The sequence below is a fragment of the Paenibacillus jamilae genome (genome assembly GCF_050482105.1).
GTDB classification, from domain to species: Bacteria; Bacillota; Bacilli; order Paenibacillales; family Paenibacillaceae; genus Paenibacillus; species Paenibacillus jamilae_B.
The window spans coordinates 275,833-289,615 of record NZ_JBCNHI010000005.1; the positions used below are offsets into that span (position 1 = coordinate 275,833).

The 13,783-nt window shown below is 44.6% G+C and carries 8 protein-coding genes; all 8 read left to right on the forward strand.

Annotation, left to right across the window (positions count from 1 at the left end):
• Positions 1-56 precede the first annotated feature (56 nt).
• Positions 57-587 carry an antiterminator LoaP gene (gene loaP, locus ABEW32_RS05210; protein WP_430185325.1) on the forward strand — a complete coding sequence of 177 codons (531 nt, stop codon included), beginning with the start codon at positions 57-59 and terminating at the stop codon, positions 585-587.
• Between the two features lie 129 nt (positions 588-716).
• Positions 717-1,484, forward strand: coding sequence for a 4'-phosphopantetheinyl transferase family protein (locus ABEW32_RS05215; protein ID WP_430185327.1), 768 nt, complete (start codon positions 717-719; stop codon positions 1,482-1,484).
• A 26-nt stretch (positions 1,485-1,510) separates the two neighbouring features.
• Positions 1,511-1,750, forward strand: coding sequence for an acyl carrier protein (locus ABEW32_RS05220; protein WP_430185329.1), 240 nt, complete (start codon positions 1,511-1,513; stop codon positions 1,748-1,750).
• Complete coding sequence (locus ABEW32_RS05225; protein WP_430185331.1) at positions 1,728-2,975, forward strand: beta-ketoacyl synthase N-terminal-like domain-containing protein; 1,248 nt, start codon at positions 1,728-1,730, stop codon at positions 2,973-2,975. The genes ABEW32_RS05220 and ABEW32_RS05225 overlap by 23 nt, the downstream gene beginning before the upstream one ends.
• Positions 2,976-2,990: 15 nt before the next feature.
• A complete protein-coding gene (locus ABEW32_RS05230) occupies positions 2,991-4,253 on the forward strand; it encodes a hydroxymethylglutaryl-CoA synthase family protein (protein WP_430185333.1) in 1,263 nt (420 codons plus the stop codon).
• Complete coding sequence (locus tag ABEW32_RS05235) at positions 4,250-5,011, forward strand: enoyl-CoA hydratase/isomerase (RefSeq protein ID WP_430185335.1); 762 nt, start codon at positions 4,250-4,252, stop codon at positions 5,009-5,011. The genes ABEW32_RS05230 and ABEW32_RS05235 overlap by 4 nt, the downstream gene beginning before the upstream one ends.
• Before the next feature lie 46 nt (positions 5,012-5,057).
• On the forward strand, positions 5,058-5,807 hold the full coding sequence (locus ABEW32_RS05240) for a polyketide synthase (RefSeq protein WP_430185337.1): 750 nt from the start codon (positions 5,058-5,060) through the stop codon (positions 5,805-5,807).
• A gap of 233 nt (positions 5,808-6,040) precedes the next feature.
• Positions 6,041-13,783: amino acid adenylation domain-containing protein (locus ABEW32_RS05245; protein ID WP_430185339.1), on the forward strand; the 7,743-nt coding region annotated here is incomplete at its 3' end.

Here is a 13,783-nt window from a genome sequence, read left to right on the forward strand (position 1 = left end):
ATACACTGGCCGTAGACATTATAGGGGTTGATTTTGGCAGTATGTTTTGTTAGGAGATGAGCGGAGTGAATTGGTACGTACTTTTTGTGCGAACGGGTAGGGAAGAAAGAGTTAAACAACTTTTTAATAAGTGGTTTGATGCTGAAGTTTACAAACCATTTATACCACTCCAAGAGAGACTTTTTAAAGCAGCAGGAACAGTCAAGAAAGAAATAGCACCTTTGTTCCCCAGTTATGTATTTATTGAGTCTAACTTACCTGACTTGCAGTTCGTAACAAGTACAAATTCAATGATTTATACTTCCAGTGATATCATTCGTTTATTGAGATATTCGAAATTAGAAGCTTCCATGCGAGATTGCGAGAGACAAGTTATAGAAAGTTTATGCAATGATAGATATTGTATAGAATGCTCAACTGGAATTATTGAAGGAGACAATATACGTATCATAGAAGGACCACTTAAAGGGAGAAGCAGCATAGTTAAGAAGATAGACAGACATAAAAGACAGGCGGTTATTCAGCTAGAATTTATGGGTGATATCAGACTGGTGAACGTAGCTTTAGAAATTATTAGTAAAGTTTAAATAGAACAATCATAAGGATATCTTCTTCAGTTGGAAGCTTTCAGAGCCCTTAAGGCATTTGAAGGTTTTTTTTGGTTTGAACATTTGAACGCTTACTGGTGAGAAGCTGTCTACTATTCATAGGGGGATATGCACGTGGTCTTGTATACGGAACAGCTTATGTTGAAGCGGGAAGATACCGTAATGAAGGCGGCCGTCAGTTTTGTACATGCAGTTTGCCGTGACGGTGCTGCTCTCGATCCGAAGATTTTTCATTCAGATGAATGCAGTTACTTCGAGAGTCTGCTATTTCAGCGGCGAAAATCCAACTTTCTGCTCGGCAGACTAAGTGCAAAACAAGCAGCATCGGTACTGTTAAGCGAACCGAATCTGTACAGCATAAGGGTAGAAACGGGTGTTTTCGGCCAGCCCTTGCTTCGAACTGCCGCTGTTTCCGGCTACCAAGTGAGTATCGCCCACTGTGACGATATTGGGACCGCTGTTGTTTTTCCAGAAGCGCATCCGATGGGCATTGATATTGAGAGGATAAGTCCTGACCGAAACAAGACCATGGAAAGCCAGTTGACGACGTCAGAAAGAGAAAGGCTCGAAGCTGTTCGAGGATTAGAGGAGTACGCTATTTTATTGGCGGTTTCTTGGACAGTAAAGGAGGCGATTTCGAAAATATTACGCACCGGCTTTACAGCATCATTGCAAGTGCTTGAAATTAACGAGACCAGTTTTCATGCTGGATGCTTTCGGAGTACGTTTTCACATTTTCCACAATATGCTGCCCAGTCGTATCGGTTGGGTAACTATATCTTTACTATTGCAGCGCCGAGGAAGACGGAATGGAGTATGAACATGTCTCGATTGTATGAGCCATTCAATTCGCTTTTTCATCAAAGCTGTTTGTAGATATTCCAATTTTAGGAGGTTAAACAATGCGTAAAGAAGAAGTGTTTGAAATCGTTAAACGTTGTATTTGTGAAATACTCCCAGAATTAAATGACCATCAGTTTCAGTATGAAGATCGTTTGGTGGATTTAGGTGCAGATTCGGTAGATCGAGCCGATATTGTAATGAAGACAATGGAAGCATTATCTCTTAATATTCCGCGCGTTGAGTTATCTGGTGTGAAAAATATAGGAGAATTGACTGATGCACTCTACGCCAAATTATAAACAGCCTGAGTTAGTTATTACGGGAATTGGTGTCACTTCGGCGATTGGACAGGGGAAGACTGCCTTTGCTTCGGCATTGTTCAAAGGGCAACATGCATTCGGAGTCATGCAACGTCCCGGCAGAAGGGGGGAGGCTTCATTTATAGGTGCGGAACTGCTATCCCTGTCTTATCCGGAGACTATATCCAAGCGAATGCTACGAACCGCATCATTTACAGGGCAGGTGGCAATGGTTACCCTTCAAGAAGCTTGGGATGATGCTCAATTGGATCATGTCGATCCTAGCCGCGTTGGACTTGTGATTGGAGGCTCTAATGTTCAGCAACGGGAATTATTTCAAACCTATGAGAATTATCGGGAAAAAATGTGCTTTGTACTTCCGACCTATGGGCTTTCCTTTATGGATACTGATCTGTGCGGGCTATGTACCGAGCAATTTGGCATTCAAGGCTTAGCATATACTGTCGGGGGGGCTTCCGCGAGTGGACAAGTCGCCATCATTCAGGCGATTGAGGCGATTCAAGCGAACCGGGTTGATGTATGTATTGCGATGGGGGCGTTGATGGATATTTCGTATTTGGAATGCCAAGCATTGCGGTCCCTGGGAGCCATGGGAAGCGACCGATATGCCGACCAACCAGCCATGGCGTGTCGCCCTTTTGATAAGATGCACGATGGATTCATATACGGGGAATCTTGCGGAGTTATCGTCATAGAACGGTCGGATTTTGCAAGGAAGCGGCAGGGGAAACCCTATGCAAAGCTTACAGGCTGGGATATGGGGATGGATCGGAACCGGAACCCCAATCCTTCTTATGAAGGCGAGGTTCGAGTGATTAAAAGGGCCTTGGAGAAAGCGAAACTGTCGCCGCAAAAAATCGATTATATTAATCCCCATGGGACAGGCTCAGTAATTGGGGACGAGATCGAAATAAAGGCAATACAGGATTGTCAATTATCACATGCTTACATCAATGCAACCAAATCCATTATCGGGCATGGCCTGAGTGCAGCCGGGACGGTTGAAATTATTGCTACTCTTCTCCAAATGAAAGAGTCGAAACTTCATCCTACCCGCAATTTGGAGGAGCCGATCAGAGTGGATTGCAACTGGGTGAAAAATGAGTCCATCCCGGCGGTTATTCACAATACTATGAATTTGAGCATGGGATTTGGCGGGATCAATACGGCCATCTGTATGCAAAAGTATGAGTCGGGCATTTAAGAAAGGGGGAGCATTATGGTATTGGTAGGAATAGAAGCAATGAACGTTTTTGGGGGCTCAGCCTATCTGGATGTCATGCAATTAGCGCAGCACAGGCAGTTGGACCCTGCGAGATTTGAAAATTTATTAATGAAAGAAAAGGCTGTTGCCCTGCCCTATGAAGATCCGGTTACCTTCGGAGTCAATGCGGCAAAACCGCTGGTGGACGCCCTCTCAGAAGCGGAAAAAAACCGAATTGAAATGCTTATCACCTGTACAGAATCAGGAATTGATTTTGGAAAATCAATCAGTACATATATTCACCATTATTTGGGGTTGAATCGGAATTGCAGGCTATTTGAACTCAAGCAAGCCTGCTATTCGGGTACTGCCGGACTCCAAATGGCGGTGAATTTTATTTTGTCCCAGGTCTCGCCAGGGGCCAAAGCACTTGTCATTGCCAGTGATATCTCACGATTTATTGCCGCTGAAGGCGGGGACGTTTTGAGTGAGGATTGGTCTTATGCTGAGCCAAGCGGAGGGGCAGGAGCAGTGGCCATGCTTATTAGTGAAAACCCTCATATATTTCAAGTCGATGCGGGCGCTAATGGATATTATGGCTATGAGGTGATGGATACTTGCCGGCCGATACCAGATAGCGAAGCCGGAGATGCAGACTTGTCTTTAATGTCCTATCTGGACTGCTGCGAGCAAGCGTTTTTGGAATACCAGAAACGGGTACAAGGAGTGGACTATAAAGATACCTTCCAGTATCTTTCCTTCCACACTCCATTCGGTGGAATGGTAAAAGGAGCTCATCGCACGATGATGCGAAGGATGACTCAAGCCAAACCGAATGAGATTGAGGTAGATTATGTACAACGTGTCCAGCCCGGCTTGGAGTATTGCCAACGAGTCGGAAATATTATGGGGGCGACCTTGTATCTGTCTTTGGCAGGTACGATTGATAAGGGCACATTTGATTCTCCAAAGCGAATTGGCTGCTTTTCGTACGGTTCAGGCTGCTGCTCGGAATTTTACAGCGGAGTGGTCATGCCGCAAAGCCAGGAGTATCTGCGTCGGTATGAGATCGAGCGTAATTTAGATAATCGCTATCAGTTATCCATGGATGAATATGAATCCTTGCTGAAAGGCAGTGGCGCTGTACGCTTTGGGACCCGCAACACCAAGCTGGATTTTCAATTGGTTCCAGGGGTAATCGATTCCGGGAAAGGGAGACAGCGGTTATATCTGGAGGAAATCTATGAATTCCATCGCAAATATCGGTGGGAATCATGAATTATCAAACGATTCAGGTTCGGTTCCAAGAATCGATTTGTTATTTACGGTTTTACCGACCAGAGGCGAATAACACGATTAATAACACCCTCATTGAGGAATGCATGCATGTGCTTGCGCTGTGTGAGGAGTCGGTTACGATCGTTGTTTTGGAAGGCCTGCCGGAGGTGTTCTGTCTTGGAGCGGATTTCCAAGAAATGTACGAAAAAATGGCAGATGAACATGAGCATGCACAAAATCCAGAGCCTCTATATGATCTGTGGTTAAAGCTGGCGACAGGTCCTTATATCACGATTTCTCATGTGCGAGGAAAGGCAAACGCTGGCGGCATCGGATTTATTGCTGCCAGCGACATAGTGATAGCAGATCAGACAGCACAGTTTAGTCTGTCGGAATTGCTATTTGGGCTTTTTCCTGCTTGTGTTCTGCCTTTTTTAGTGCGCAGAATCGGATTCCAGAAAGCGAATTATTTGACATTAATGACACAGCCAGTTATGGTTCAACAGGCCCTTTCATGGGGATTGATCGATGCATATGATGCGCAGAGCGATACGGTGCTGCGTAAGCATTTATTACGCCTTAGACGATTGAACAAAACGGGGATTTTACGCTATAAACGCTTTATGGATGAACTCAGCGATTTGCGTCAGTGCAAATCACTGGCATTGGCGTCCAATCAAGAGGTGTTTTCAGACGCTCAAAACCTGAAGGGTATTTTCCGATATGTCGAAACAGGTCAATTTCCGTGGATGGACTAATGGGCGTTTGCCACAAGACGGGATGCTTAGGGGGAAGTAGATCATCATGACACAATCTGTGGTTGAGTTACTTGAGATCGAGCGAGGGATTATTCAAGTAACAATGCAAGATAGGGTTCATAAAAATACATTTACCCTTGAAATGACGCGTGGACTTAGAGAAGCGTTTCATACGATCCAGAATGACTCGACCTGCAAAGTGGTAATTCTAACAGGCTATGACAACTACTTTGCCACTGGCGGGACGCAAGAGGGATTATTAGCCATACATGAAGGAACTTCGAAGTTTACTGATGAAAATATTTACTCTCTGGCATTGAACTGCAAAGTTCCAGTGATAGCTGCTATGCAGGGCCATGCGGTTGGTGGGGGCTTTGTCATGGGGCTGTTTTCCGATTTCGTAATCCTAAGCAAGGAAAGTATGTACACGACTAATTTTATGAGATATGGATTCACACCAGGAATGGGTGCGACGTTCATTATTCCCCAAAAACTAGGGTTCAGCCTGGGAGAAGAATTACTGTTAAATGGGGGGAATTACCGAGGCGCAGAACTGGAAAAGCGGGGAGTCCCGTTTCCAGTGTTGCCTCGCAGAGAAGTGATGAGCTATGGATTGGACCTTGCTAGACAGCTTGCCGAGAAGCCCAGATTTTCATTAATTACGTTAAAGGATCATTTGGTTGCTCCTCTCCGGGCTGAGCTTCCCAAAATCGTAGAACAAGAGCTGATTATGCATGAGAAGACCTTTCATCAGGCCGAGGTTAAAGAACGAATTATCAAGTTGTTTGGAAAATAAACAATTTCCTATAGCTTGATTTATTGAATTTGTTGAATGCTCTTACGGTTGTTCATGGGAATATGAAAACGAGTGTGAAAGAGGCATATAGCCTTTCTCATCACTCGTTTTTTCTTTGCTACTTTCGATTAAGCAACGCTTCAAACGTGAAACAGCAGCTCAAAATAGACATCGTGATAAGCATTTGGCTCATGTTGTATCTAAATTTTGTGTTTTGAGGAGTTGGTGGATGAATGACACGTAAACATGATCAAAGATCAGACCTTAATATCCCGATCGTTTCTTTTATGGAAACTTGCCGGCAATTTCCTGAAACAGAGTTGTTTACTTTTGAGAATGAAGGAGAGCATCCTCAAGTTCTTACGGGAACCACGCTTTTGCAGCAAGTGCAAGCTTTAGGCAGCATTCTAATGGAAAAACTGGCCGCGCAGGAAAGAGCACTCCTTGTATTTCCTCAGGGTCTGGGATATATCAGCAGCATGCTGGCATGTTTTTATGCAAACATCGTAGCCATCCCTACACCCATTACAGCAGCAGAGCCAGATGAAAAAATGATTGAGAAAATAAAGCCTATTCAAACGGATTCCGGGGCTGTATGTATCATAACAAATACCGTATTCAAAGACTTTCTTCAAACACAACCGGAGTTTAGAACATTTCGTATCCTAAATATTGATGAAATTTTTCAGGAGAGCGCTGCCGACATTGATATGAAGATGAGAATGCCAGCGCCTGAAGATATGGCCCTTTTACTTTACACATCGGGCTCCACATCCCTGCCTAAAGGAGTAATCCTCAGCCATAGATGTTTGATGAATCAGGTTAAGGCCGAGCAATGGAGAATTGACTCGAATAGCCGTGTCGTTTCCTGGATGCCGCAATTTCATGCTTTTGGGCTGCAAAACAATATTTTGGTACCGCTATTCAATGGCGCCTCAAGCATTATTCTTCCGCCAGAAAGCTTCGCTAAAAATCCGGAGTATTGGATTCAGATGATTGACAAGTATCAGGCTACCCATACCGCTGCGCCAAATTTTGCATTCGATTACTGCTGTTCCACATTGGACGTAGCTTCACTACGAGCATATTCTCTTCACCATCTCCAAGCGATCATATGTGCAGGTGAGCCCATCCGCAAGGAAAGTTACGAAAATTTCGTCCATAAATTGCGGGTATTAGGGCTTAGAGAAGATATATTTAGTCCTCTTCTTGGCTTATCTGAGCTGTGTCCTGTTACTAGTGTAAAACCGGGCCAGTCGATGAGATTTCTTAATTTAGATATTCCTAGTCTGGAGCAAAGAAGGGTCCAGTACACAGATGAGAAGAACCCATCAAAGACCGTTGTCAGCTGCGGGGAAATTGAAGCTCCGACAGAAATACGAATTGTTCATCCTGAAAGTCATATGCAATGCCTGCCAGAGGAAATCGGCGAAATTTGGATTAAATCCAATCGAATGGCAGAGGGCTATTTAAATAGAAAGGAAGAAACGGACAGTACTTTTGAGGCTATGCTTTCCAATACACAGGAAGGTGGTTTTTTCCGTACAGGAGATCTTGGCTTTATTGCAGACAATCATATCTATGTCATCGGCAGAGAAAAGGAAGTCATAATCATTCGCGGCAAAAATCATCATGCTGTCGATATTGAATGGACCATCCAAAAAAATATGCCGGAGTTGACCTTGCCTATCGCTGTATTTTCCGCCGAAATTAATGGCCAGGAAAAGGTAATCGTCGTACAGGAGATTGAAGCACCACTTCATGAGCAGGAATATAAACGACTGGTTGAAAATATGCTGAACGCCGTATCTGGGACACATCAACTTGAAATCTATGATATATATTTGCTGCCAAAAGGTAGTATTCCCAAAACGGGGAGTGGGAAAATTCAAAGAAAGGTCTGCCGTAATGCTTACATCAAACAAGAGCTTAGAGCGCTCTATCAATATCGGCACGCAATCTCAACAGCGCATTCAGGTATTGGAGAGCCGGATGCTACTATAGACGCTATTTCGTTGTTACAGTTGAAGATTCAAGAGTATATGGTGCAATTTTTGCAGCGGGAGCTAAATCTGGAGTCCGTGGCAATGGATTTGAATAAAAATATTTACGGCTATGGCCTTGATTCCATCCTTGTCATGAAGCTCATACGCGGCATTGAAAAATCTTATCCGGTCAAGGTTAAGGCAAGAGAGATTCTAGAATATCCGACGATTCAATTACTTTCGGCTTATTTAGCCAAAAAGATTGAAGAAAATAAACCGGTTGTAGAGGCCAAGACCGAGACAATCCTGCACAGTGTGCAAAGGAACCCACTTTCTGAAGTTCAAAAGGGATTGTGGCTATTACATAAAATGTCTCCTGAAATAAATGCTTACAATATACCGATATGTCTCCGGTTCAACACAAAGATCGAGAAAGAGAACCTAAAGCAGGCTTTTTACACCGTTTTAGAACAATACCCCATTTTACAAAGCGTCATTGAAGAGGAAAATGGGATACCTTATCAAAAGCTGGGGTCTGCCCAGCCGTTTAATATGCAAACAGAGGATATTTCAAGCTTGAAAGTGGATGAAATCATTCCTTTTATTCGGAGCAAGGCAAAGCAGCCATTTGCACTGGAACAGGAACCTCTAATGCGTGTTCATCTGATGTCCAGGTCCGAACAAGAACATTTCATACTGGTGGTCATCCATCATATTATTTTCGATGGTAGTTCTTTCGTCCTTTTTGTTCAAAGCTTTTTAGATGCATATAAGGACTTGGTGCAAGGAAAGAGACCAGTCGTTTTGCCACCTGACGCGAGCTACAGCGATTTTGTGGAATGGGAACAAGCGATGCTGGCGAGTGCAGAAGGGGAAAAGCATTTTTCCTATTGGAAACAACAGCTGTCGGGTGCTTTACCGACTCTAGAGCTTCCATATAACCGCTCAGGTTTTCTGACTCCAAGCATGGAAGGACAAACATATACCAAGCGGCTTCCTGCTGATTGGGTCAAACGGGTAAAAACTTTTGCCCACACGCAGTATATAAGCTTGTCTACCGTCTTGCTAGGTATGTATGTGATATTGCTTAACCAGTATTCGAGGCAGGAAGATATCACCGTTGGAATGCCAGTAATGGTACGACCGGAGGAACGTTTTGACCCGTTAATCGGGTATTTTGTCAATATGCTTCCAATACGCAGCCAAGTGTCGGAAACAGAGACATTTCTGGATTTCATAAAAAAATTACAAATGATCGTAGTCAATGGGATGGATCATGCTTCTTATCCTTTTCCGACTCTGGTTCGAGCATTAAATGTGCCGCGCTTGCTGGCAAGCTCGCCTGTTTTTCAAGCAGTCTTTTCTTACCAAAATTTTCTCCAAACTTCAAGCTTGCAGCAGCTTTGTGCGCCGTATCGTGATAGCTTTGTCGTTGAATTGGTAGAAGAAATTCACCAGGAAGGTGAATATGAGCTGGTAATGGAGCTGCTGGAGCAGGAAGAAGAGATGACATTAAATCTCAAATACCGTTCTGGTTTGTTTGATGAATCTACCATCGTACAGATGGCTGAGCGTTACATCGCATTGGCGGAAGCGCTTATGAGCAATCCTACGGCTGCGCTGCAGGATTATTCATTACTTTTGCAAGAGGAAAAGAACAGCATCCTATATGACTGGAATGCGACCGAAGCAAGTTATCCAGATAAATGCTTCCCTGAATTATTTATAAAACAGGCAAGGAAAACGCCTGAGGCTGTTGCAGTTGTATATGAAGAGCAATCGCTTACCTATCGTGAATTAAAAGAAAAGAGCACTTTACTCGCGCTATATTTGCAAAATCAGGGCGTTACGCCTGATACGCTGGTAGGGATTTGCATGGAACGGTCTTTAGAAATGGTTATTGGGCTGTTGGGAATCCTTCTGGCGGGGGGAGCCTATGTGCCACTTGATCCAGGCTATCCAGAGGACAGATTGGAATATATGCTTCAGGATTCCAATGCTTCTCTTGTCATTACGCAATCGGGATTACTGGAAAAAGTAGCTCAGTTGGTAGGTAATAATGTGAACTGCATTGTTCTTGATAACGATTGGGACCATCTGACAAGTAGTGTGAAGGGAAGAAAGACACTCAAACGGGAAATACAGCCTACCCATTTGGCATATGTGATATACACCTCTGGAAGTACAGGGAAGCCCAAAGGGGTTATGATCCCGCACAAAGCGTTGACCAACTTTCTTCTTTCTATGGGAGAAAAGCCAGGCATAACAGAGCAGGACAAACTGCTTGCAGTGACAACGTATTGCTTTGACATTGCGGGACTGGAATTATATCTGCCTTTGATTAAAGGCGCTCAATGCTATGTGTGCAGTTCTGAAAAAGCCAAGGATGCCGAAAGACTCAAGCAGGAGATTCAAAAAATAAAACCGACAATGATGCAGGCAACCCCTGTGACTTGGACCATGCTTTTTCAAGCTGGCTGGAAGAATGAAGAAAATATGAAAATGCTCTGTGGCGGAGAAGCACTTTCGGAAACATTGAAATCTTATTTTGTGCATAACAACGGTGATGCTTGGAATATGTTCGGTCCGACTGAAACGACGATTTGGTCTACAATTCAAACGATTACTGCCGACAAGCCGATTTCGATCGGCAAGCCTATTGCCAATACCCAGATTTATATTTTGGATCAGCAGCTTAGACCTGTACCTATCGGATTTCCGGGTGAGCTTTTCATTTCGGGCAATGGCTTGGCCAGAGGTTATTTGAATCAGCCAGCGCTTACGGATGAAAAGTTTATTGACAACCCATTCAAGCCTGGAACGAAGCTCTATAGAACTGGGGATTTATGCAGATGGCTTTCTGATGGCTCTATTGAATACTTAGGACGGATGGATTATCAAGTGAAAATCCGCGGGTTTCGAATTGAGCTGAGTGAAGTTGAAAGCCAGATTAGAACTTATCCGGGAATTGATGAATGTGTCGTGATCGCCAAGGAACAAGGAGGGGATAAGCAGCTTGTTGCCTACTATTTACGCAACAACTCTCAGCTCGAGGAATACTCACTTGACCCGAAAGAAGTACGAAATTATTTAAAAGCTTCCTTGCCTTACTATATGATTCCAGCATTCTTTATCGAACTGGACAAGCTGCCATTGACCCCGAATGGAAAAATAGACCGGAAGGAATTAATGAGCCGGAGAGTCGAGCTAACCACGACAACCAGAAAAATCCATTTCCCACAATCGGATGTGGAACACCAAGTGTTAACAATATGGAAAAAGCTCTTGGATGTCGATCATCTAAGTACAGATGATGCCTTCTTTGACGTGGGTGGAAATTCTTTTTCAGCCGCAGAGATGGTTAGAAGGATCAAGGACAAGCTGGAGTGCGATATTTCGGTGACAGCGCTGTTCAAGTACCCAACAGTTCGGGAGCTCAGTGCTTACATTACGAAAATAAAAGGCGAGGATAGTCCTCCTTCTTCACCAGAGCAAACAGATCCCGCTGAAGATACCATTTCATCAGGGATAGACTCGAAGGAAGATGAACGTAAGCCATCCTCCCCTGATTATTATGAGGATAGTGTCGCAATCATAGGGATTTCATCCCATTTTCCGGGTGCGAAAAACCACGTTGAGTTTTGGAGCAATTTGAGGGCAGGGGTGGAAAGTGTCCGGTACTTTTCCCAAGAAGAGCTCGCCCAGTTAGGGCTGGAGAGAGAGATTGTCGAGCATCCACACTATGTGCCTGGACAATGCACGATTGAGGGGAAAGAGTATTTCGACCCTGAGTTTTTTAATTTGTCCCAGAAAAATGCTGAATTTATGGATCCTCAGATGAAATTACTGCTACAGCATGCATGGAAGGCTGTCGAAGATGCTGGTTATGTCTCCAAGGAAATTCCTGAGACCAGTGTGTATATGTCGGCGAGCAGCAGTTTTTATCAAGCCTTTATTCCTAATTTGGCTTCGCAGTCGCCTAATGTTCTGAGGAATGCGGATGAATATGTAACCTGGATTTTGGCACAGGGCGGGACAATTCCTACTATGATATCCCATAAATTGGGACTCAAGGGTCCTAGTCTATTTGTGCACTCGAACTGTTCTTCCTCATTAGTCGGACTGCGTCTAGCTTCGCAAAGCCTATTATCTGGTGAAGCAAAATACGCGTTGGTTGGAGCGTCAACGATCTTTCCTTTCAACAGTTTAGGTTATGTATATCAGCCTGGCTTGAACTTTTCTAGTGATGGTCATATTAGAGCCTTTGATGATTCGGCAGATGGAATGATTGGCGGAGAAGGGGTTGGAGTTGTTCTACTGAAAAAAACGCTGGATGCGGTTAGAGACGGTGACCATATCTATGCGATATTACGGGGAGTTAGTGTAAACAACGACGGAACCGACAAACTAGGGTTTTATGCCCCAAGTGTTAAAGGTCAGTCTGAAGTTATTCAGAAGACGATCGAATCAACCGGAATTCATCCCGAAACGATCAGTTATATTGAGACACATGGAACAGGAACCAAATTGGGCGATCCTGTTGAGTTTGCGGCTTTAAATGATACATTCAGTCAGTACACAGACAAAAAACAATTTTGTGGTATTGGATCGGTCAAAACCAACATCGGACATCTGGATACCGCGGCAGGTTTGGCGGGGTGTATTAAAGTCGCTTTAAGCTTATACCATAATGAGATTCCTCCTACACTTAATTACGATACACCCAATACCGATATGCATATGTCTGATTCGCCTTTTTATGTTGTTGATACACTGCGGAAATGGGAACATGCGTCAGTTCCCCATCGGGCGGCGCTGAGCTCCTTTGGCATAGGCGGAACGAATGCTCATGCTATTTTCGAACAATATGTAGCTAATGATGAACCCGAACGCTCTAAATCCAGTTCGGTGAACGATGCTGCTGATTATCTTATTCCTTTGTCTGCCAAAAATGATCAGCGCCTTAAGGTATATGCTGAGGAGCTCTCGGCTTTCTTGATAGCTTCTCAGGAAGTGAATTTGACGGATGTATCTTTTACGCTTCAAACAGGCCGCACGGCAATGAGAAGTCGGGTGGCGTTTATCGTCAAGAATACAAGCGAACTAGTGCAAAAACTGGAATCGTTCGCGAACGGACAAGAACATATCGAGAATTGCTGGCGGGGAGGACATAATCAGCAAGATTCAGTGCAATGGTTTGAAGAGGAAGAAGTGTTCAAGGAATTAGTGAGCAAATGGATTTCAAATCGTGAAATGAACAAGCTGGCAGAGCTATGGGCCAAAGACTTTCATTTCGATTGGAAATTATTATACCAAGACGTGCGACCGAAAAGAATCAGTCTCCCTACGTACCCTTTTGCTAAGCAACGCTGCTGGGCTCCTGAGGTTGAGGCTGGAGCAGCAAATGTCAGAGCGGCGGCGGAAGCACCTGCTGTTGCAGCTAGCCATACCCTGCTGCTGGAGCCAGTCTGGAAGGAGCAGAACGTACCGCCGGAGGTCGAAGTCCCTGCCTATGACCGCCGTATTATCTTGCTGTGTGAGCCGGATGAGGCTTTGTCTGAACAGCTTGAAGCACAAGTGAACGGGTCGGCGCAGGTCTTGGCCTTCTCATCCGGGAAGAGACGGGTGGATGAACGGTTTCAGGCCTACGCAGTTCAGGCGTTTGAGAGCATCCAAAGCGTACTTAAAGACAAGCCTGCGGGAAGGGTACTGGTTCAGCTTGTTGTGACGGCGGCTGGAGAAGGGCAACTCTTTTCGGGACTTTCGGGTCTGCTGAAGACCGCCCGACTGGAAAATCCGAAACTCATCGGGCAATTGATCGAAGTGGAGCAGGGAGAATCTGCGGAAAGCCTACAGGCGAAGCTAGAGGAAAACAGCCGCAGTCCGGTAGACGGATGGATTCGCTATGAACGCGGTCAACGGAAAACCGCTTGCTGGAGCAGGTACGAGCCGTCTCGGGCAGAAGAGAAGTTGCCATGGAGAGACGGTGGC